This window comes from Billgrantia tianxiuensis (assembly GCF_009834345.1).
In the GTDB taxonomy this organism is placed as follows: domain Bacteria; phylum Pseudomonadota; class Gammaproteobacteria; order Pseudomonadales; family Halomonadaceae; genus Halomonas; species Halomonas tianxiuensis.
In genome coordinates this window covers 2,678,196-2,697,687 of sequence record NZ_CP035042.1, presented here as the reverse complement: position 1 = coordinate 2,697,687, position 19,492 = coordinate 2,678,196, and the positions used below count along the sequence as shown (strand labels likewise).

The 19,492-nt window shown below is 63.4% G+C and carries 21 protein-coding genes and 1 tRNA gene; 16 read left to right on the top strand and 6 right to left on the bottom strand.

The features are described from left to right. The first annotated feature begins 31 nt into the window (after nt 1-31). The 5 genes from EKK97_RS12605 to nanR all read left to right on the top strand — a co-directional run bounded on the left by EKK97_RS12605 (nt 32) and on the right by nanR (nt 4,992). Entirely contained in the window at nt 32-1,027 is a 996-nt protein-coding gene (locus tag EKK97_RS12605; protein ID WP_159552323.1) for a sialic acid TRAP transporter substrate-binding protein SiaP, read from the top strand. A gap of 81 nt (nt 1,028-1,108) precedes the next feature. Then, a complete protein-coding gene (locus EKK97_RS12600) occupies nt 1,109-1,690 on the top strand; it encodes a TRAP transporter small permease (protein ID WP_159552321.1) in 582 nt (193 codons plus the stop codon). Between the two features lie 36 nt (nt 1,691-1,726). Next, nucleotides 1,727-3,106, top strand: a complete 1,380-nt coding sequence (locus EKK97_RS12595) for a TRAP transporter large permease (protein ID WP_159552319.1) — start codon at nt 1,727-1,729, stop codon at nt 3,104-3,106. Between the two features lie 27 nt (nt 3,107-3,133). Next, entirely contained in the window at nt 3,134-4,225 is a 1,092-nt protein-coding gene (locus EKK97_RS12590; protein WP_159552317.1) for an Ldh family oxidoreductase, read from the top strand. A gap of 50 nt (nt 4,226-4,275) precedes the next feature. Then, on the top strand, nt 4,276-4,992 hold the full coding sequence (gene nanR / locus EKK97_RS12585; protein ID WP_159552315.1) for a transcriptional regulator NanR: 717 nt from the start codon (nt 4,276-4,278) through the stop codon (nt 4,990-4,992). A 10-nt stretch (nt 4,993-5,002) separates the two neighbouring features. On the opposite strand, the gene EKK97_RS12580 is transcribed toward nanR, so the two are convergent. From EKK97_RS12580 to kduD, 4 genes are all read right to left on the bottom strand, one after another. Beyond that, nucleotides 5,003-6,643 (bottom strand): UxaA family hydrolase, encoded by a 1,641-nt coding sequence (locus EKK97_RS12580; protein WP_159552313.1) that lies wholly within the window; start codon nt 6,641-6,643, stop codon nt 5,003-5,005. A gap of 24 nt (nt 6,644-6,667) precedes the next feature. Then, nucleotides 6,668-7,525, bottom strand: coding sequence for a fumarylacetoacetate hydrolase family protein (locus EKK97_RS12575; protein WP_159552311.1), 858 nt, complete (start codon nt 7,523-7,525; stop codon nt 6,668-6,670). Nucleotides 7,526-7,563: 38 nt separating this feature from the next. Then, on the bottom strand, nt 7,564-8,313 hold the full coding sequence (locus EKK97_RS12570; RefSeq protein WP_159552309.1) for an SDR family oxidoreductase: 750 nt from the start codon (nt 8,311-8,313) through the stop codon (nt 7,564-7,566). Nucleotides 8,314-8,517: 204 nt separating this feature from the next. Further along, nucleotides 8,518-9,270 (bottom strand): 2-dehydro-3-deoxy-D-gluconate 5-dehydrogenase KduD, encoded by a 753-nt coding sequence (gene kduD, locus EKK97_RS12565; RefSeq protein WP_159552307.1) that lies wholly within the window; start codon nt 9,268-9,270, stop codon nt 8,518-8,520. 293 nt (nt 9,271-9,563) lie between these two features. Between kduD and EKK97_RS12560 the strand changes: the two genes are divergently transcribed. After that, nucleotides 9,564-9,640, top strand: a tRNA-Pro gene (locus EKK97_RS12560). A gap of 131 nt (nt 9,641-9,771) precedes the next feature. Here EKK97_RS12560 and EKK97_RS12555 read toward each other — a convergent pair. Continuing rightward, complete coding sequence (locus EKK97_RS12555) at nt 9,772-10,131, bottom strand: hypothetical protein (RefSeq protein ID WP_159552305.1); 360 nt, start codon at nt 10,129-10,131, stop codon at nt 9,772-9,774. Between the two features lie 207 nt (nt 10,132-10,338). On the opposite strand from EKK97_RS12555, the gene EKK97_RS12550 reads away from it, so the two are divergent. The 5 genes from EKK97_RS12550 (at nt 10,339) to EKK97_RS12530 (ending at nt 15,047) form a co-directional block, all read left to right on the top strand. Then, nucleotides 10,339-10,512, top strand: coding sequence for a DUF2970 domain-containing protein (locus EKK97_RS12550; RefSeq protein WP_159552303.1), 174 nt, complete (start codon nt 10,339-10,341; stop codon nt 10,510-10,512). A 198-nt stretch (nt 10,513-10,710) separates the two neighbouring features. After that, nucleotides 10,711-11,826, top strand: a complete 1,116-nt coding sequence (coxB, locus tag EKK97_RS12545) for a cytochrome c oxidase subunit II (protein ID WP_159552301.1) — start codon at nt 10,711-10,713, stop codon at nt 11,824-11,826. An 81-nt stretch (nt 11,827-11,907) separates the two neighbouring features. Continuing rightward, the gene (gene ctaD / locus EKK97_RS12540; protein ID WP_159552299.1) at nt 11,908-13,545 is read left to right on the top strand and encodes a cytochrome c oxidase subunit I; all 1,638 of its coding nucleotides are present in this window, start codon (nt 11,908-11,910) and stop codon (nt 13,543-13,545) included. A 51-nt stretch (nt 13,546-13,596) separates the two neighbouring features. Further along, complete coding sequence (locus tag EKK97_RS12535) at nt 13,597-14,190, top strand: cytochrome c oxidase assembly protein (RefSeq protein WP_159552297.1); 594 nt, start codon at nt 13,597-13,599, stop codon at nt 14,188-14,190. Beyond that, complete coding sequence (locus tag EKK97_RS12530) at nt 14,187-15,047, top strand: cytochrome c oxidase subunit 3 (RefSeq protein ID WP_159552295.1); 861 nt, start codon at nt 14,187-14,189, stop codon at nt 15,045-15,047. Before EKK97_RS12535 ends, EKK97_RS12530 begins: the two co-directional genes overlap by 4 nt. 44 nt (nt 15,048-15,091) lie before the next feature. Here the strand turns inward: EKK97_RS12530 and EKK97_RS12525 are convergent, their stop codons facing one another. Then, the gene (locus tag EKK97_RS12525) at nt 15,092-15,289 is read right to left on the bottom strand and encodes a DUF2909 family protein (RefSeq protein ID WP_159552293.1); all 198 of its coding nucleotides are present in this window, start codon (nt 15,287-15,289) and stop codon (nt 15,092-15,094) included. A gap of 85 nt (nt 15,290-15,374) precedes the next feature. Between EKK97_RS12525 and EKK97_RS12520 the strand changes: the two genes are divergently transcribed. The 5 genes from EKK97_RS12520 (at nt 15,375) to EKK97_RS12500 (ending at nt 19,314) form a co-directional block, all read left to right on the top strand. Continuing rightward, entirely contained in the window at nt 15,375-15,938 is a 564-nt protein-coding gene (locus EKK97_RS12520) for an SURF1 family protein (protein ID WP_340162857.1), read from the top strand. An 85-nt stretch (nt 15,939-16,023) separates the two neighbouring features. Further along, a complete protein-coding gene (locus tag EKK97_RS12515; RefSeq protein WP_159552291.1) occupies nt 16,024-16,572 on the top strand; it encodes a hypothetical protein in 549 nt (182 codons plus the stop codon). 57 nt (nt 16,573-16,629) lie between these two features. Further along, a complete protein-coding gene (locus EKK97_RS12510; RefSeq protein ID WP_159555786.1) occupies nt 16,630-17,706 on the top strand; it encodes a COX15/CtaA family protein in 1,077 nt (358 codons plus the stop codon). A gap of 7 nt (nt 17,707-17,713) precedes the next feature. Beyond that, nucleotides 17,714-18,637, top strand: a complete 924-nt coding sequence (gene cyoE / locus EKK97_RS12505) for a heme o synthase (RefSeq protein ID WP_159555785.1) — start codon at nt 17,714-17,716, stop codon at nt 18,635-18,637. A gap of 209 nt (nt 18,638-18,846) precedes the next feature. Continuing rightward, the gene (locus tag EKK97_RS12500; protein ID WP_159552289.1) at nt 18,847-19,314 is read left to right on the top strand and encodes a DUF2489 domain-containing protein; all 468 of its coding nucleotides are present in this window, start codon (nt 18,847-18,849) and stop codon (nt 19,312-19,314) included. The last annotated feature ends 178 nt before the right edge of the window (nt 19,315-19,492 follow it).

Sequence of the window (19,492 nt, the reverse complement as noted above, 5' to 3'; positions counted from 1 at the left end):
GAATAAACCGACAGGTTGTAAGGAGAACAAGATGAGCCATAAGCGCCAACGCCAGCCCAAGCTCCTGCGCATGACGGCCGTTGCCCTCGCGGCGGCGAGCATCAGCATGGCGGCATCCGCCCAGCAGAGCCTGCGTTTCGCCCACGTCTACGAAACCTCCGAGCCCTTCCACAAGTGGGCGCTATGGGCGGCCGACGAGATCGAGCAGCGCACCGAGGGACGCTACACCATGCAGGTGCACCCGGCTTCGTCGCTGGGCAAGGAGGAGGACATCAACGAGGGCCTCGAGCTTGGCACCATCGACGTCATCTATACCGGTACGCAGTTTGCCGGCCGCTCCTATGGCCCCATCGGCATTGCCGGCGCCGCCTACATGTTCCGTGACTTCGATCACTGGCAGGCCTATGCGGACAGTGACCTGTTCCAGGAGATCGCCGAGGGCTACCAGAATGCCACCGGCAACGTGCCTGTCGCGCTCAACTACTACGGCGAGCGCCACGTGACCTCCAACAAGGAGATCAGCGTGCCCGAGGACATGCGCAACCTGCGCATTCGCGTGCCCAACGCGCCGCTCTACATGATGTTCCCCCGCGCCGTGGGTGCCAACCCGACGCCCATTGCCTTCGACGAGGTCTACCTGGCCCTGCAGCAGGGCGTGGTGGATGCCCAGGAGAACCCGCTGCCCACCATCCGCGCGAAGGCGTTCCATGAGGTACAGGACTACATCAACCTGACCGGGCACATTACCGACTCGCTGATCACCATCGTGGGTGGGCCGCGTTGGAACCAGCTCTCCGAAGAGGACCGCGAGATCTTCCGCGAGGTGTTCGAGGAGGCGGCACGCAACAACACCGAGGAGATCGTCCAGGCTGAGCAGGACCTGGTGGCGTGGTTCGAGGAGCAGGGCACCACGGTCAACCAGGTCGACCGCACGCCTTTCCGCGAGGCGGTGATGCCGGAGCACCTGGGCGATGCCGCTACCTGGGATGAGGAAACCTACGAGCGGTTGCAGGCCATCGGCCAGTAACGGCAAGCGTTTCGTTTCCTACGTACTCATCTCGCAGCCGGTCCCGCGCTCCAGCGTGGGGCCGGCCAGGAGGCATGCTTCATGTCCCGCACACCGTCTTCCAAGGCGCCGTCGTCACCACCCGTCGAGCCCGAAATCGACTTCAACATGGCGTTCGATGACGACGACTTTCGGTTTCGCGACTATGCCGTCGAGGATTACGTCACCCTGGTGGTGTTCTGGTCGCTGATCTTCGTCGTGTTCCTGCAGTTCTTCACCCGCTACGTGCTGGGCGACTCGACGACCTGGACGGAGGAAATCGCCCGCTACTTGCTGATCCTGGTGGGCTTCATCGGTAGCGTCATGGCGGTTCGCCGTGGCACGCACATCATGGTGGAGTTCTTCTACCACTACATGCCCGCCTGGTTGGCGCGGTTGCTCAACTACTGCGTCGAGGTGGTCAGCATCGCCTTTTATTCCATGCTGGCCTGGGTCACGTTCAACCTCGCAGGGCGCACGGGCGGCATGATGATCTCGGTGGACGTGCCCAAGAGCGTGCTCTATTACGCTGTCTGCGCGGCCTTCGTGCTGATGGCGGTGCGCGGAGTGCAGCGCCTGGTGAGCCGCAGCCTGGCGGAGCGTCGCCAGGTCCAGCGTCGACCCGCACCATCCGATTCCCGCTGACGACAACGACAAGACTCTTTTTTCGCGAGGCTACGCATGGCTCGACTCTCCGTGATGCGCTGGCACAAGCCCATCGTCACGCCCACGCTCTCGGCACTGGCCGTGCTGGGGTGCGTGATCCTGGCCGTGATGGGCCATTACCTCTCCTTCCTGTTCTTCTCTCTGTTCACCATGCTGGTGCTTGGCGTGCCGATCGCCATCAGCCTGGCGGGCTCCTGCCTTATATTCGTGCTGATCAGCGGCCAGGTGCCCAACATCGTCGTGGCACACCGCATGATCAACGGCATCGATAGCTTTCCGCTGCTGGCCATCCCGTTCTTCATCTTTGCCGGCAGCCTGATGAACAATGCCGGTATCACCGAACGCATCTTCAACTTCGCCAAGGCCCTGATGGGCTGGATGCGCGGTGGGCTGGGTCACGTCAACGTGGGGGCGAGTATCGTCTTCTCGGGGATGTCGGGCGCGGCGGTAGCGGATGCCGGCGGCCTCGGCATGATCGAGGTGAAGGCCATGAAGGACGCCGGCTACGACGAGGAGTTTGCCGTCGGTATTACCGCGGCCTCGTCCACCATCGGTCCGATCATTCCGCCCAGCCTGCCGATGGTCATCTACGGCGTGATGGCGTCGGCTTCGGTGGGCCAGCTGTTCGCCGCCGGCCTGCTGCCGGGCCTGCTCATGGGCGCCATGCTGATGCTGATGATCTTCCTGATCGCCCGCCGCCGCGGCTACCAGCGCGACACCACCTTCTCCGTGCGCGTGTTGGGACATACCTTCGGCCGGGCGCTGCTCTCGCTGATGACACCGGTGATCATCGTGGGTGGGATCATTACCGGCGCTTTCACTCCCACCGAAGCCGCCGTGGCCGCCGTGTTCTATGCGCTGTTCCTCGGCGTGGTGGTCTATCGCACCCTGACCTGGCGCAAGCTGCTCAAGGTGAGCATGGAAACCATCGAGACCACGGCGGTGATCCTGTTCATCGTGGCGGCCGCCTCGATCTTCGCCTGGATCCTCACCAGCAACCAGGTGACCCAGCATGTCATCGCGCTGATGGGGCCGTTCTCCGACAGCAAGGTCGTGGTGCTGATGATGGCCAACCTGGTGCTGATCATCGTCGGCTGCTTCATGGAGACCATTGCCGCCATCACCATTCTGGTGCCGGTATTGCTGCCGCTGGTGATGGCGGTGGGCGTCGACCCGGTGCACTTCGGCGTGATCATGGTGCTCAACCTGATGATCGGTCTGTTGACGCCACCGGTGGGCATGGTGCTCTACGTGCTGTCGCGGGTTTCCAACGTCAGCTTCGAGCGCTGCATGCGCGGCACGATACCGTTCCTGATTCCGCTGGTGATCTGCCTGCTACTGGTGACCTTCGTGCCGGCCATCTCCATGTGGCTGCCCACCTTGGTGTACCGCTGATACGACGAACCACAAGGGACGTGAGCGATGAGTGAGTGCGTAACCGATTTCAGAGTGGCACGGAATGAGCTGGAGCGTTTCATGCTGGCGGTGCTGGCGCGTGCTGGCGCCGATGAGGCCTCGGCCAGTGCCGTGACACGTGCCCTGGTGACGGCCTCGCGCATGGGCACCGACAGCCATGGCCTGCGTCTGCTGCCGCACTACGTCAGCGTGCTGCAGGGGGGGCGCGTTTGCGGCTCTCCCGAGATGCGTTTCGAGCGCCGCCTGCCGGCCACCGGCTATCTGGATGCTGGAAATGGCTTTGGCCATTTGGCGGGTTATACCGCCATGCGACATGCCGTCGAAATGGCGGAGGAGGTCGGCATGGGGGCGGTGGCCGTGGGCCGCTCTTCCCACTTCGGCGCGGCAGGCTGCTACGCCCTGGCAGCTGCCGAGCGCGGCTTGATCGGGCTGGCGCTGTGCAACTCCGATCCCTTCGTGCTGTTGCACGGTGGTAGGCATCCGTTCCATGGCACCAATCCCATCGCCTTTGCCGCGCCGGTTGCCGATTCTCCTCCCTACCTGCTGGACATGGCAAGCAGTTCGATTCCCTGGAACCGTGTGCAGCAATATGGCGCCATCGGCCGCGAGCTGCCCGATCAGGTGGCGGCGGATGGCGAGGGCAGGGTGACGCGCACCCCCGCCGAGGTGGCGGCACTGCTGCCGCTGGGCGGGGCGGACTTCGGTTTCAAGGGCGCCGGCCTGGGCGGCATGGTCGAGGTGCTCAGTTCCACCTTGGCCGGTATGGCGAATGGCTTCCGGCTGTTGCCCATGGGCGGGCCGGACATGTCCACGCCGCGGGGCGTCGGGCATTTCTTCCTGGCGCTGAAGCCGGATGCCTTCGCACCGGGCGATGCCTATCCGGCCAGAATGCGCGACTACCTCGACGACCTGCGCGCCCAGCCCGGAAGGGGCGAGGCCCGAGTGCTGGCGCCGGGCGACCGCGAGTGGACCTGCCAGGCGCACCGCGATGCCGAGGGCATTCCCCTGGATAGCGCCAACCAGGCCGCCTATGACGAGCTGGCCGAGCGGCTCGATGTCGCTCCGCTGCAGCGCCTGCGTGGCGCCGGTCAACGCTGAAAATGCGGTAAACTGGCGGCAATTGGCGCATTTATCAGGAGACACCGCCTATGAGCAGATATCGGGTCGAGCGCAAGACGCTCTCGGAGCAGGTGGCGGAGCAGCTCGAGGCGGAAATCCTCGAGGGGCGGCTCAGCGAGAACGATCAGTTGCCCTCGGAGCGTGAGCTGATGGAGCAGTTCGGCGTCGGCCGCCCGGCGGTTCGCGAGGCACTGTTCTATCTGCAGCAGCTCGGCCTGATCGCCATCAACAGCGGTACCCGCGCCCGGGTGATTCGTCCCACCGCCGAATCGGTCATGGCACGGCTGTCCGGCGTTACCCGTCAACTGCTCTCCAAGCCCGATGGCCAGCAGTACTTCCAGGAGGCTCGGGCAATGTTCGAGATCTCGCTGGCCCGCCATGCGGCACGCCACGCCAGCGACGAGGACATCGTCCGGCTGCGCGAGGCACTACAGGACAACCGCGACGCGCTGGGTGACGAGGCGCGCTTCAAGCGTTCCGACAACGACTTTCACGGCGTGCTGGCGAGCATTGGCCGCAATCCGATCTTCGACGCCATCCACGTGGCGCTCTCCGAGTGGCTCGACGACCGCCGCGCCCAGGTCCTGCAGCAGAAGGACGAGGACAAGGCGGCGCTGGCAGCGCATAGGGAGATCGTCGACGCCATCGAGTCCCGCGATCCGGACGCTGCCGAGGCGGCCATGCGGCGGCACCTCGACCGGCATTATGGGACCTATATGAAGCTCAAGAAGCGCCTTGCCGACTGATGATCTGCCACTATAAAGAGACGCCGCGCTTCCAGGGGATAAAATCATACTGCGCCAATCTCACCGCATGGGGTCGGTAGCGGCCGGAAGCGGTGTCGATGCACAGCGCGAGCAGGCGGTCGGCGAGTTCGTCGATGGTTGCCTCGCCGCGAATGATGGGGCCGGCGTCGAAGTCGATGACGTCGCCCATGCGTGCGGCCAGTTCGCTGTTGCTGGAGATCTTCAACACGGGCGTGATGGGGTTGCCGGTGGGCGTGCCGAGTCCGGTGGTGAAGAGGATCAGGTTGGCGCCGGAGCCGGCCAGCGCGGTGGTGGACTCCACGTCGTTGCCCGGCGTACAGAGCAGGTTCAGCCCGGCCCGTGTATGCGGCTCGGTGTAGTCGAGCACGTCGACCACCGGGCTGTCGCCGCCTTTCTTGGCGGCTCCGGCGGATTTCATGGCATCGGTGATCAGGCCATCGCGAATGTTCCCCGGCGAGGGGTTCATCGAGAAGTCGGCGCCGACTCGGGCAGCATGCTGCTGGTAGGCTTCCATCAGCGTCTTGAAGCGCTCGGCCACGACATCGTTGCGACAGCGCGCCATCAGCTCGTGCTCGACGCCGCACAGCTCGGGGAATTCGCTGAGGATGCCGCTGCCTCCCAGCGCCACCAGGCGGTCGACCACTGAGCCCACCAGCGGGTTGGCCGAAAGCCCGGAGAAGCCGTCGGAGCCGCCGCACTCCACGCCTAGGGTCAATGCCGAGAGCGGCGCAGGGGTGCGCTCGACGCGATTGGCCTCGGCCAGGCCATCGAAGATGGTGGTCAGCGCCTCGCGGATCAGCGCCTCTTCGCTCGCGCTGGCCTGCTGTTCGAGGTAGTGAACCGGGCGCAGCCCCTGGGGATCGCGCTCGGCCACGGCGGCTTTCAGCATCTCGATCTGTGCCTTCTGGCAGCCCAGGCTGAGCACCGTGGCGCCCGCCACGTTGGGATGGCAAATGTAGCCTGCCAGCAGTTGGCACAGGGCGCGGGCATCGTCGTCGGTGCCACCGCAGCCCAGGGTATGGGTGAGGAAGCGAACGCCGTCGACGTTGGGGAACAGCCTCTCGCCGCCGGGAGAGGTCTGCACGGTGTCGCTCTCGCCGTGCAGCAGGGCACGGGCCATGCGCTTGTAGTCGCGGTAGGGGTCTTCACCCAGGGCATCGGCGACGCACTGGCGCAGCACTTCGATATTGCGGTTCTCGCAGAATACCAATGGCACCACCAGCCAGACGTTGGCCGTGCCGACCCTGCCGTCGGGGCGGCGATAACCCTCGAACGCGGCATCGGCAAATGACGAGACGTCGGGGGCTCGCCATTCGCCGCGCCTGGCCTGGGGCGTGGCGGAGGCGGTGCTGTGCTCGGTGTTGTCGACCGTAATGGCCGTTCCCGCCGGGATGGGGCGCGTGGCACGGCCCACGGTGACGCCGTACATGACGACGGCATCTCCAGCGGCGATGTCCTCGAGGCTGAACTTGTGCTTGTGGCGAATCGGCTCTGCCAGTTGCAGGGTGTGCCCGTCGTCGTCGACCCGGGTGCCGGCGGCGAGATCCTTCAGCGCCACGCGCACGTTGTCGGCGGCGTGAACGCGCAGGCTCCCCTGTTGGCTACCGTCGCTGGCAATGGTCTCGGTCATGGTCTGGGGCTCCGCAGCAGGATGCTAGGTGTCGTTAGAAGGTTCGGCGATCACACGCTGGGTCTGGATGCCGAGGCCTTCGATGCCCAGGCGCATCTGCTGGCCGGGCTTGAGGTAGACCGGCGGCTTCTGGCCCATGCCCACTCCGGGCGGGGTGCCGGTGGAGATGACATCGCCGGGCTGAAGGCTCATGAAACGGCTCAGGTAGCTGATCAGGAAGGGGATCTGGTAGACCATGGTGCGCGTGTTGCCGTCCTGGTAGCGATGCCCGTCCACTTCCAGCCACAGGTCGAGTTGGTGGGGATCGGCGATCTCCTCCGGCGTTACCAGCCAAGGGCCCAGCGGTCCGAAGGTGTCGCAGCCCTTGCCCTTGTCCCAGGTGCCGCTGCGCTCGAGCTGGAACTCGCGCTCGGAAACGTCGTTGACCACGCAGTAGCCGGCCACGTGGGCCATGGCATCGGCCTCGGCGACGTAGCGTGCGGTCTTGCCGATCACCACGCCGAGCTCGACTTCCCAATCGGTCTTGCGCGAGTCGCGCGGAATGATCACTTCGTCGTTGGGGCCGCAGATGGCGCTGGTCCACTTGTTGAAGATCACCGGCTCGGGCGGCACCTCGGCGCCGGTTTCCGCGGCGTGATCGGAGTAGTTGAGCCCGATGCAGATGAACTTGCCCACGCCACCCACGCAGGGACCTATGCGGGTATCGGGAGAGACCTGGGGCAGGCGGGAGGGGTCGAGCCCAGCCAGCTCTGCCAGGGTGTTGCGGCCCAAGTGGCGGCCATCGATGTCGGCCACGTGAGCCGAGAGGTCGCGGATCCCGCCGTCGGCGTCGAGCAGGCCGGGTTTCTCGCGGCCCTTGGGGCCGAAGCGCAGCAGTTTCATGACGTCTCCTCTCTCATAGTCTGTTCCCGATGGTGTCGTCAGATCAGCCAGCCGCCGTCAATGACCTGGGCGGTGCCGGTGGTATAGGCGGACTCGTCCGCGGCGAGATAAGTAGCCAGGGCAGCGATTTCCTCCGCCGTGCCCAGTCGCCCGAGCGGCTGACGGGCAAGGAACTCGGCGTGAACCTCGGCTTCGGGGCGCGCCTGCCGATGGGCCTGCTCGCGGATGCGCTGGCGCAGCGAGGGGGAGTCCACGGTGCCCGGACAGATTGCATTGCAGCGAATGCCCTGGCCGATGAAGTCGGCGGCGATCGATTTGGTCAGGCCGAGCACGGCGGCCTTGGTGGTGCCGTAGGCGCAGCGGTTGGGCACGCCCTTGAGGCTGGAGGCCACCGAGGCCATGTTGATGATGCTGCCGCCGCCATGTTCGATCATGGCCGGGAGCAGGGCGCGGGTCAGGCGCATCATGGCGGTCACGTTCAGCGATAGTGACAGCTCCCAGTCATCGTCGCTGCCTTCGAGCAGCGAGCCGCTGGCGACGAAACCGGCGCAGTTGAACAGGACGTCGAGCGGTGGCAGTTCGGCGGCAAGGGCGTCGATGGCAGCGGCATCACGCACGTCCAGGCGACGGGTTTCGATGCCGGCCGTGGATGACAGGGTGTCGAGTTTCACCGCGTCGATGTCGGTGGCGATCACTCGGGCGCCCTCGGCGGCGAAGCGCAGGGCAGTGGCACGGCCGATCCCTTGGCCCGCTGCCGTGATCAGCGCCGTCTTGTCGCGCAGTCGCATGGCGGTTCCTTGTTGTGGTTATTTGGAGCGATGTGGCTGGAACTGACATGCGTCAGGCTATCCTGGCGAGCCGCACCGAAGCGTGCGCTAGCTGGTATGATAGGATACTAGCCTGACGTTTATCCCGATTATGGCCCAGTCCGGAGGAAATGCAACTTGCCGTTCCTCTCGCGCGTACTGCGTACTGGGGGAGGGGGAAGTGGATCAGCGGGCGAGCCAGCCGCCATCCACCGCCAGGGTGTGGCCGTTGACGTAGCTGGCGGCATCGGAGCAGAGGAAGATCGCGGCCCCTGCCAGGTCCTCGGGCCTGCCCCAGCGGCCCATGGGGATGCGGCCGAGAATCTCTGCGCTGCGTACCTCGTCCTCGCGCAGCGCCTGGGTATTGTCGGTCGCCATGTAGCCGGGGGCGATGGCATTGACGGTGATGCCATGTACGGCCCACTCATTGGCCAGCAGCCGCGTGAGCCCCAGGATGCCGCTCTTGCTGGCGGTATAGGAGGGAACCCGGATACCGCCCTGGAACGACAGCACCGAGGCGATGTTGACGATTCGCCCCGGTGCGCGGCGCTCCACCAGGTGACGTGCGACATGTTGGCTGAGGAAGAATGCCGCCCTGAGGTTGACGTCGATGACTTCGTCCCAGTCCGCTTCGCTGAACTCCAGCGCGGGAGCGCGGCGGATGGTGCCGGCATTGTTGACGAGAATGTCAAGGCGTCCCATGCGCTCGAGGGCCTGGGCGACGATGTCGCTTTCCCGGTCTCGCCCGAGCTGCGCTTCGAGGTTCTCGTAACGGCGGCCGAGCGAGGCGATGCGCTCGGCGGTCTCCTCGGCCGGGCGACGATTGACACCGACGATGTCGGCGCCGGCTTCGGCCAGAGCCACGGCGATGGCTTGCCCGAGCCCCTTGTTGCATCCCGTCACCATGGCGATCCGGCCGTCCAGCGAAAAGCGTGACATGAGTTCCTCCCTCTGCGCGGCTGTATTGCTGTGAATGGATCATGCAGAGATGAAGATAGCGTCGATTCGCCTGCGCCGTAACGAAAGGACGGCTCGATCGCCATGGTGCCGGCTACATGCCGCGTGCCCTGTAGGGATGGCAACCAACTGAATGGAAAGTACAAAAGAGACTTTCCATTTGCGTTCGAACGCGATAGTATACGCCTCGTTCTCAGGGGCGCTGGCAACGGCCGGTCAACCTGAAGCGCCGGATATCGCTACGCTTTGCCGTGGCGGAATCGACGCAAAAATGTCGGAGCGTGGCGCAGCTTGGTAGCGCGCTGCAATGGGGTTGCAGAGGTCGCAGGTTCGAATCCTGTCGCTCCGACCACTTGTTTCAAAGAGAAACCGCCACTACGGCCTGCGCCGAGTGGCGGTTTTTCGTTTCAATCCTCAAGATTTTCCTGCCTGGCGGCGCTTCGCTTGCTGGACCGTTGTGTCGCGATACATCCGGTCGACCGCTCAGAGCTCTTCCCAGATGCGACGCCTGAATTCCTGGGGCAGGCTGGCTACCTGCTTGATGCGCTGCATGTGGTGCTCCGCGACTTCACGGGCGATCTCCTCATAGCATTCCTGGATCTTTTCAGGATCGTGCCCGTGGGTTTCATAGCACTGGCCAAGCTGCTGTCCGGCGGCGGAAAGGGCGGCAATGAAGCGTGCCTCCTGTTGCATCATGTCGCTCATGCTCTCCATCCAGGCGAGCTGCAGGCGTGTCATCGGGGTGATGCCTTGAATCCACTGTTGAGCCCACCACTCCACGAGTGGCTGTGAGGCGAACAGCGCTGGATTGGTCGGAGGGCTTGTGGTGTTGGTGCTGGGCATGGCGAACTCCTGTGGTAACTCCTGTGGTATAGGTGAGGGCAAGCGTCAGGGGGCATTCCTTTGAGTGTAGCCGCCTGGGGGCAAGGCTCCATGCATTTTTTGTTGCGCTGCGGTATGAATTTTTATGATACCCAGTGAACAACGCTTTACTTGCCCGGATGGGGGTGGGCATGCTTTGAGATGGCTGAGTGCACTGGGAGCATAGCGATGTGGGGCGTGATCAAATCGGTATTGGCCGCTTTCCTTGGGGTGCAGCGGGATCAGCAGCGCCGCGAGGATTTCGAGAAGGGCAACCCGCTCGCCTTTATCGTGACGGGCATCGTCATGGGAGTGTTGTTAGTGGCAATCATTGCCCTGGTGGCGTTTCTGGCGGCGGGTTGAGGTCGACGAAACGATGAGGTTTGTCGTACAACGTTGACTGCCGCGTTAGCCAGAAGGAGGAGATCGGACCAGTGACTTTCTGATTTTGGCTCCATATACTCGCTCAAGAAGCGGCTAATGTTCTCTGGGATGAGAACCCCGAACCCTGACACACGGGACTGCCGTTATCTAGACAACTACAAACATCGGGAGGCGTCGATGCGCACTCTGCTCGTCTGGTTGGCAGGGGGCTTGACCCTTGTCGGCTCGAGCCAGGTGGCTCTGGCTAGAGGCTGGAACATGCCTGTCGGGGTCACTGACCTCAGTGGTGAAATTTACGGCCTGCACATGATCATATTCTGGATCTGTGTGGTCATCGGCGTGGTCGTGTTCGGGGTGATGTTCTACTCCCTGCTCCGCTATCGCCATTCCCAGGGCGCCAAGGCCGCCAATTTCCACGAAAACACCACTGTCGAGATCATCTGGACGACGGTACCGCTGCTGATCCTGATCGGCATGGCGGTGCCCGCCACGGCAACGCTACAGAAGATTTACGACCCTTCCGATGCCGAACTCGACGTCATGATCACCGGACAGCAGTGGCGCTGGCGCTACGAATATCTCGGTGAGGACGTGGCCTTCAACTCCAACCTTGCAACCCCCCGATCGCAGATCCGCGGCGAGGAGGAGCGCGGCGAGCATTACCTGCTCGAAGTCGACGAGCCTCTGGTGTTGCCGATCAATCGCAAGGTGCGTTTCCTCTTTACTTCCGATGACGTACTCCACGCCTGGTGGGTGCCGGACTTCGCCGTCAAGCAGGATACGATCCCCGGCTTCGTGAGCGAGAATTGGGTCCAGGTCAACGAGCCGGGCATCTATCGCGGCCAGTGTGCCGAGCTTTGCGGTGTCGACCACGGCTTCATGCCGATTGTGGTGCATGCCGTCGAAGAGGAAGAATTCGATGCCTGGCTGGCCGAGCGCAAGGAAATGGCCGCCGAGGAAGCCATGGGCGTCGATCGTGAATGGGAGATGGACGAACTGATGGAGCGTGGTGAAGGCGTCTACGGCAGCATCTGCGCTTCCTGTCACCAGCCCGAAGGGCAGGGCTCACCGCCGGCATTCCCGGCGCTGGCTGGCAACGACCACCTGATCGACGATCTCGAGTGGCACATGAATACCGTCATCAACGGTGTGTCGGGTACTGCCATGCCTGCATTCCGCACCACGCTCAATCCGGTCGAGCTGGCAGCAGTGATCACCTATACCCGCAACGCCTGGGGCAACGACACCGGCGATGTGGTGCAGCCCTCGGAAATCGCCGAGCGGCTGGAGTGATGATCCATCACGGTGCCGTCGGCACCGTGATGCCCCTGACCAAGCTACGACACAACAAGACAATGAGACTGGAGTATTCCGATGGCCCCTAAGGTACCTCCTCAACCGACTCTCGAGCAGAGCACCAGCGCCGCGGAAGCGGGGCATGGACATGCCCACGAGGCGCCGCCCAAGGGCATCATGCGATGGTTGCTGACCACCAACCACAAGGAGATCGGTACCCTGTACCTGATCTTCTCGCTGATCATGTTCTTCATCGGCGGGATTTTCGCGCTGGTGGTTCGCCTTGAGCTGTTCCAGCCCGGGCTGCAGTTCGTCAATCCGGAATTCTTCAATCAGATGACCACCATGCATGGCCTGATCATGGTCTTCGCGGCGGTCATGCCAGCCTTCACGGGCTTGGCCAACTGGATGATTCCGCTGCAGATAGGCGCGCCGGACATGGCGCTGCCGCGACTCAACAACTTCAGCTTCTGGCTGTTGCCGGTGGCGTTCGGCCTGCTGCTCTCTACCTTGTTCATGCCGGGCGGCGGTCCCAATTTCGGCTGGACCTTCTATGCGCCGCTGTCGACCACCTACGCACCGCCGTCGACGACGTTCTTCATCCTGTCGCTGCACATCGCCGGTATCAGCTCCATTCTTGGAGCGATCAACATCGTTGCCACCATTCTCAACATGCGTGCCCCTGGCATGCGCATGATGGATATGCCGCTGTTCGTGTGGACCTGGCTGATCACCGCGTTCCTGCTGATTGCGGTGATGCCGGTCCTGGCCGGCGTCATCACCATGATGCTCATGGACATCAACTTCGGCACCAGCTTCTTCAATGCCGCGGGCGGTGGTGACCCGGTACTGTTCCAGCACCTTTTCTGGTTCTTCGGGCATCCCGAGGTCTACATCATGATCCTGCCGGCGTTCGGCATCGTGTCGGCCATCATCCCGGCGTTTGCCCGCAAGCGCCTGTTTGGCTACGCCTCCATGGTGTATGCCACGGCCGCTATTGCCGTGCTGTCGTTCATGGTGTGGGGCCACCACATGTTCATCGTAGGCATGCCGCTGGTCGGACAGCTGTTCTTCATGTATGCCACCATGCTGATCGCGGTGCCCACCGGGGTGAAGGTATTCAACTGGGTGGCGACGCTGTTCCGGGGGTCGATCAGCTTCGAGCCGCCGATGCTGTTCGCCCTGGCCTTCGTGGTGCTGTTCACTATCGGTGGGTTCTCGGGCCTGATGCTGGCCATCGCGCCGGCCGACTTCCAGTACCACGACACCTATTTCGTGGTGGCGCATTTCCACTACGTACTGGTGCCGGGAGCCATTTTCGCGATCATGGCAGGGGTTTATTTCTGGCTGCCGAAATGGACCGGGCACTATCCCAACGTGCGCCTGGCGCAGTGGCACTTCTGGCTATCCGTGATCGGGGTCAACCTGACCTTCTTCCCCATGCACTTCTCGGGGCTGGCCGGCATGCCACGACGTATTCCCGACTACGCGCTGCAGTTCGCCGATTTCAACATGGTGTCTTCCATCGGCGCCTTCATGTTCGGCTTCTCGCAGCTGCTGTTCGTTGCCGTGATCGTGATGTGCGTACGCGGTGGCCAGAAGGCGCCGGCCCAGGCCTGGGGCGAATACGCCGATGACCTGGAGTGGAGCGTGCCGAGCCCGGCGCCGCTGCATACGTTCGAGACACCGCCCACCTTCCAGCGTCCGGCTCACTGAGCCGGGCGGCCGTTCCCTTTGCGGATCGGCATGTGAGAAGAGGAGTGAAGCATGAGTCAGAACGATACTCAGGCTCGGCAGGTCGCGGTGCGGCGGACGGTATGGCGCAGCGTGGCCGCACTGGTCGGCATGTTCGCCTTCGCTTTTGCCCTGGTGCCGTTGTATGACGCCTTCTGTCGGGTGACGGGCATCAATGGCAAGGTCGATACCAAGGCCCAGGCCATCATTCATGACGAGGTCGATCAGTCTCGCATGGTGACCGTGCAGTTCATCACGCGCAATGGCTCGGGCCTGCCCTGGAACATGGAGGTGGAAACGCGCCAGGTGCGGCTGCATCCGGGCCAGACCTCCGAGGTCAATTTCTCGTTCAGTAACCAGAGCAGCGTGGAGAGCTGGGGGCGCGCCGTACCCAGCGTTTCACCTTCCACCGCTACCCGGCATGTCCGCAAGGCGAGCTGCTTCTGCTTCGAGGAGCAGCAGCTGCAAGCGGGTGAGCGCGTCGAGCTGCCACTGGTTTTCCAACTGGCCCGTGACCTCCCGCCGGAGGTCAATACCATCACTCTGGTCTATACCCTCTATCCCGTGGAGGGCAGGAACATACCGCTGCAGGCCGGGGTAAAGAGCGATGAAGGAGGTGAGGCATGAGTGGTGGCAGTTATTACGTTCCCGCGACCAGCAAGTGGCCGATACTAGGCTCCCTGGCGCTTGGGGTGATGATGATCGGGACCGGGATGGTGCTGGTTCACGGGCGTGGCACCATCATTTCGCTGATCGGCCTGGTGGGCGTCATCACGGTCATGGCGCTGTGGTTCCGCGATGTGGTGAGCGAGTCCCGCAGCGGCCTCTATGATGCGCAGATGGACCGCTCCTTCCGCTGGGGCATGGGCTGGTTCATCTTCTCGGAGGTAATGTTCTTCGCCGCCTTCTTCGGCGCGCTCTTCTACGTACGTACCTTTGCCATTCCCTGGCTGGCGGGCGAGGGGACCAAGGGAGCAACGGCGCTGCTGTGGCCGGAATTTACCGCCCACTGGCCGCTGCTCAGCCCTCCGGATTCGTCCGTGACCGGGCCTGCCCAGGTCTTCAGCCCATGGCAACTGCCGCTGGTCAATACCTTGATCCTGGTATCCTCGAGCATCACGCTGACCGTGGCGCACGAGGCCCTGAAGGAGGGTAAGCGCCAGATCTGCCGCAACTGGCTGGCGGGGACCGTCCTGCTGGGGCTGTGCTTCATCACGATCCAGGCGGTGGAGTACTACGAGGCCTATGTCCATTACGGCATCACCCTGCAGGCGGGCATCTACGGCGCAACGTTCTTCATCCTCACCGGCTTCCATGGCCTGCATGTCATCATCGGCACGATCATCCTGATCGTCATGCTGATGCGGGTCATGCGCCATCACTTCTCGCCGGAGGAGCACTTCGGCTTCGAGGCATCATGCTGGTACTGGCACTTCGTCGACGTGGTGTGGGTGGGGCTGTTCTTGTTCGTCTACGTCTTCTGAGGTCGTGCGTATCGCGTCGAAGCCTTGTTCGGTAGGCCTGGCCCTCAAGCGGGGCTCAGGCTGCCGAAATAGAAGCCATAGAACAGCAGGGCCAGCAGCAGCGCCGCGAGGCTGACGCGGATCTTCAGCGACACCAGCAATCGCCTCGAGCTGATGTCGTCGCGGAGGAGAAAGCCGGCGCCGGCGGCCAGGCTGGTCAGCATGGCCAGGAATACGAGGGCTATCAGGGTCTTGAGAAACATGCATCACTCCATCAGAGGTCAAGGGGCAGGAAGCTGGCGGCTGGCCGCCTGGTTCTTGTTTTGGTCGCTGCTGGTGATATTAGGGGTGTTTCTTGGACTATGGCAGTGGGAGAGGGCCGACGACAAGCGTGACTATCTGGCCCGGCTGGATGCTGCGCCAACGCTCGAGGCGCCGGGCAAGGTCCCGCCCGAAGGTACCCATCTTACCCTGCGTGGCCATTATCTGGCCGAGCGGACCCTGTTTCTCGACAACCGTACCCACCAGGGGCGATTGGGTGTGGCGGTGTTGACCCCCCTGCGTACCGAGGATGGCCGTGTGTGGCTGGTGCAAAGAGGTTTCGTGCCGACCGGGCCGAGCCGTGAGTCACCCGAGGTGGATACGCCCACCGGAGAAGTCGTGGTAGAGGGACGGTGGCAGCAGGCGGGCGAGGGCACGCCGCTGTTCGGCCCCAACCGTGAGGGGGACAGGTTGCAACGAATCGACCTTGCCGCCTGGGAGTTCGGTGACTTTGCCCATGAGGGGTGGATGCATCTCGAGCGCGGTGCGGGAATGCTCGAGCCCTGGTGGGAGCCCAGTGTCATGCCCCCAGCCGTCACGTCGGCTATGCCGTGCAGTGGTGGGGCCTGGCGCTGGCCGCTCTGGTGGTGATGCTCCTTGGCGGATACAGGTTGATGAAAGACCGCAGCCCCCATGGGGGTGGCGCCGAAAACGCAACATCCGAGGAGACGGAAGGGTGCAGGAAGCCGTGAATATACGCCATCAGCGCATCAAGCTGCTGGCATTGATTGCCGTGTTTGCCTTGCCGGTGCTGACGGCTTGGGTCATGGTGCAGTGGCGCATCGGCATTCCCGAGCAGCGCACGGCCCATGGCCAGTTGGCACCCGAGATCCCGCGTTTGGCCGAGTGGCCCTTGGCCGAGTCGTTCGGCACGGTGGACGGCGGCGACTGGATACTGGCATTCGATTGCACGAGTGACTGTGCCCAGGAGGCCGACCGCTGGTGGCGCTTGCATCGTGCATTGGGTCGCGAGGCGCCACGCGTCACCCGGCTCAGGATCGGCGGCGAGGGCGATGTGCTGCCTGGCGAGGTTGGCAATCATTGGCGGAACGTGCCCGATTGGCAGAGCCCGGGACGGGTCTGGCTGCTCGACCCTCAGGGCAAAGTCGTATTGACCTATGAACGAGAGGTCGCGGAACGTGACGTAATGGACGATCTCAGTCATCTGTTGCGCATGAATCCTGACCCTCGGGCGGCGCCTGAGCTCGATGGCACGCATCGCTGAGGTGATGCGAGGGTGGCAAAGAACGATTCGATACGTGACGAGGTCAAGGAATCCGATATGCAGGGTGCTTCGATGCCGAACTCTCCCGCGCAGGCGCATACGTCGCGGCTACGCTTGTTGCTGATCCTCAGCCTGTTGGGCGTCGTCCTCACCGCGGTGGTGATCCTCATCGGTGTCTGGACTCGTCTGGTGGATGCCGGGCTGGGCTGTCCGGACTGGCCGGGGTGCTATGGGCGCCTGGTGGTGCCTGATGCCGAGCGTGCCATGGCACACTCTCCCCATGCGCCGCTCGAGTCGTTCAAGGCCTGGGTCGAGATGATCCATCGTTATGTGGCCTCCGCCTTGGGTCTGCTGGTCATCAGCCTGCTTGCGCTGGGGGCTGGGCTGCGTCGGCGTCCTGGCTATCCCTGGAGGGCCAACGTGGCGCTGCTGGCAGTCATCCTGCTGCAGGGGGCATTCGGTGCGTTCACCGTGACCCTCAAGCTGTGGCCCCAGGTGGTGACGTTGCATCTACTGGGTGGCCTCACGGTGCTGGTCCTGTTCCTGTGGCTGCATCTAAGCCTGCGTCGCTTCGCCAAGGGCGATGGGCCCGGCGTGCCCAGGCGCCGGCTGACACCGCTGTGGGGGCTGGCCATGACCCTGCTGGTGCTGCAGTTGGCATTGGGTGGCTGGGTGTCCAGCAACTACGCCGGTATTGCCTGCCAGGGGTTCCCCACCTGTAATGGCCAATGGTGGCCGGAAATGGACTGGAGCGAAGGGTTTCACCTGACCCAGACGGTAGGGCCCAATTACCTGCACGGCCAGCTACATGCCGATGCCCGCACGGCCATTCACCAGGGGCATCGTATCGGTGCGCTGCTGCTGGGACTGGCGTTGGTGATGCTGGCGGCACGCTACTGGGGAGAGGCGCGCATGCGGCCCTGGCTCGGCGGGCTGGTCGTTGCCTATGGTATTCAACTGGGGTTGGGAATCGCCAACGTCCTGATGTGGTTGCCGTTGTGGCTGGCGTTGCTGCATACGGCCGGCGCCGTGTCGCTGGTCCTGCTGTTGGCGTTGGCGACCTGGCACTGGCGGGAAACGGCTGTCGAGGCCGTAAGTTCGAAACGACGGGACAAGGAGTGGGTGCATGTCTAACGCGCTGATGAAGCGGGCGGGTGTGAAGCGCGTATTGCTGGCTCATTTGGCAGCGTCCGATTGGACCTGGCAGGACCTGCTCACGCTATGCAAGCCCAGGGTGGTGGTGGTAATGCTGGCCTGCGCCCTGGTGGGGATGGCGCTGGCAACGCCTAGTCTGCCTTCTCTGGCAACGGTGATGTTCGGTCTGGCGGGCATTGGGATGGCCGCCGGTGGTGCGGCAGCCTTCAACCATGTCGTCGACCGTCGGCTCGATGCCATGATGCTGCGTACCTCGCAGCGCCCCCTGGCTGCCCAACGGATGCCTACTGCGCTGGCATTGGCCTGGGCTTCGCTATTGTCGATTGCCGGCATTGCCCTGTTACTGTGGCAGGTCAATGCCCTGACGGCTTGGCTGACGCTGGGCTCGTTGATCGGCTATGCCCTGATCTATACGGCTTTTCTCAAGCGCGCCACGCCGCAGAACATCGTGATCGGTGGGGTGGCGGGGGCGGCGCCGCCCATGCTCGGTTGGACGGCCGTCACCGGACAGCTGGGGCCGGAGCCGCTGCTGCTGATGCTGATCGTTTTTGCCTGGACGCCGCCCCACTTCTGGGCGTTGGCCATCCACAAGCGCGATGAGTATGCCCGTGCGGGCGTGCCGATGCTGCCGGTGACCCATGGCGAGGCGTTCACGCGGCTTCAGGTCTGGCTCTACGGTTGGCTGACCGTCGCCGTGACACTGCTGCCTTTTGTCATCGGCATGAGCGGCTTCGTCTACCTGTGCGGTGTCATGGCGCTCAACCTGCGCTTCATGTACTGGAACTGGAAGGTCTGGCGCGGCCAGGACCCCAAGGCACCGCTGGCGGCCTTCTGGTTCTCGATCCGCTATATCCTTGGGGTGTTCGGCGTGCTGTTGCTGGACCACTATGCCGGCTTGTGGGCCATCTAGCCGGCCATACGTCTGACTCTTTTCCGCTGACGCAGGAACGCCCGGCCCATGGTCGGGCGTTTTTGCGAAGAGGGTCGCATGCAATTGTGTCGTTGCGTATATCAGAGTTGTTACGAGGGCTGTTACGAAAGTTGTTATGAGGGTTGTAGTGAGTCGAGGACTCGGCTTGAGTTACAATCCGGCCCGGAACTCATCAGCCTGGAGATTCGATGACGACGACAACGGCACTGATCCTGCTTGCCGTGGGCCTGGCCATCGTGGCTGGCCTGGCGGCTTATGCTTTCACGCTGTGGCAGGAGGTGAAACGCCGAGAAGCCTTTCGCGAGGATGAGCTGCGCCGGGCGCACGAGAATTGCCTGGCCAATCTCGAGATCGTCGCTTCTTCCTTGTTGCAGGAGCAGGTCGATATCACCGAAGGCGCCTGGCGCTGCAAGCTGCTGCTCGATATTCTCGATCCCCATCTGCTCGAAAGGCCCGATTTCCAGGCTTTCAGCGAGGTCTACGTCCGCACCCAGCACTTGCATACCCATTCGGCTCGCAAGCAGCTGGCGCCGCGCGAACGCATGCGCGAAGATCGTGAGCGCCTGGAGATCGAGGCGGAGTGGCGTGGGCCGGTAATGGCGGCGGCGGAGGAAGTGCTCAAGTTTCGCCAGAGCTGGCCCAACCGCCTCCACTGAAACTATACAACGGCTCTACAGCAAGGTATGTTGGCAGCGCCTTGCGTACTCCGGCAAGCTAATCAATGGCCATTCAGCAGGTTTTTCTGGCAGGAAACGGCAAATGGCCAATGAAAGGAGTGAAACGACGCTTTGAGCAAGGCCAATAACGGCCTACACTTGAAGCCGTTGGGTCAAT

Excerpts from the sequence above, each read along its gene's own strand:
- EKK97_RS12605 (WP_159552323.1), top strand. The coding sequence starts at position 32 with ATGAGCCATAAGCGCCAACGCCAGCCCAAGCTCCTGCGCATGACGGCC.
- EKK97_RS12600 (WP_159552321.1), top strand. The coding sequence starts at position 1,109 with ATGTCCCGCACACCGTCTTCCAAGGCGCCGTCGTCACCACCCGTCGAG.
- EKK97_RS12595 (WP_159552319.1), top strand. The coding sequence starts at position 1,727 with ATGGCTCGACTCTCCGTGATGCGCTGGCACAAGCCCATCGTCACGCCC.
- EKK97_RS12590 (WP_159552317.1), top strand. The coding sequence starts at position 3,134 with ATGAGTGAGTGCGTAACCGATTTCAGAGTGGCACGGAATGAGCTGGAG.
- nanR (WP_159552315.1), top strand. The coding sequence starts at position 4,276 with ATGAGCAGATATCGGGTCGAGCGCAAGACGCTCTCGGAGCAGGTGGCG.
- EKK97_RS12580 (WP_159552313.1), bottom strand. The coding sequence starts at position 6,643 with ATGACCGAGACCATTGCCAGCGACGGTAGCCAACAGGGGAGCCTGCGC.
- EKK97_RS12575 (WP_159552311.1), bottom strand. The coding sequence starts at position 7,525 with ATGAAACTGCTGCGCTTCGGCCCCAAGGGCCGCGAGAAACCCGGCCTG.
- EKK97_RS12570 (WP_159552309.1), bottom strand. The coding sequence starts at position 8,313 with ATGCGACTGCGCGACAAGACGGCGCTGATCACGGCAGCGGGCCAAGGG.
- kduD (WP_159552307.1), bottom strand. The coding sequence starts at position 9,270 with ATGTCACGCTTTTCGCTGGACGGCCGGATCGCCATGGTGACGGGATGC.
- EKK97_RS12555 (WP_159552305.1), bottom strand. The coding sequence starts at position 10,131 with ATGCCCAGCACCAACACCACAAGCCCTCCGACCAATCCAGCGCTGTTC.
- EKK97_RS12550 (WP_159552303.1), top strand. The coding sequence starts at position 10,339 with ATGTGGGGCGTGATCAAATCGGTATTGGCCGCTTTCCTTGGGGTGCAG.
- coxB (WP_159552301.1), top strand. The coding sequence starts at position 10,711 with ATGCGCACTCTGCTCGTCTGGTTGGCAGGGGGCTTGACCCTTGTCGGC.
- ctaD (WP_159552299.1), top strand. The coding sequence starts at position 11,908 with ATGGCCCCTAAGGTACCTCCTCAACCGACTCTCGAGCAGAGCACCAGC.
- EKK97_RS12535 (WP_159552297.1), top strand. The coding sequence starts at position 13,597 with ATGAGTCAGAACGATACTCAGGCTCGGCAGGTCGCGGTGCGGCGGACG.
- EKK97_RS12530 (WP_159552295.1), top strand. The coding sequence starts at position 14,187 with ATGAGTGGTGGCAGTTATTACGTTCCCGCGACCAGCAAGTGGCCGATA.
- EKK97_RS12525 (WP_159552293.1), bottom strand. The coding sequence starts at position 15,289 with ATGTTTCTCAAGACCCTGATAGCCCTCGTATTCCTGGCCATGCTGACC.
- EKK97_RS12510 (WP_159555786.1), top strand. The coding sequence starts at position 16,630 with ATGCAGGGTGCTTCGATGCCGAACTCTCCCGCGCAGGCGCATACGTCG.
- cyoE (WP_159555785.1), top strand. The coding sequence starts at position 17,714 with ATGAAGCGGGCGGGTGTGAAGCGCGTATTGCTGGCTCATTTGGCAGCG.
- EKK97_RS12500 (WP_159552289.1), top strand. The coding sequence starts at position 18,847 with ATGACGACGACAACGGCACTGATCCTGCTTGCCGTGGGCCTGGCCATC.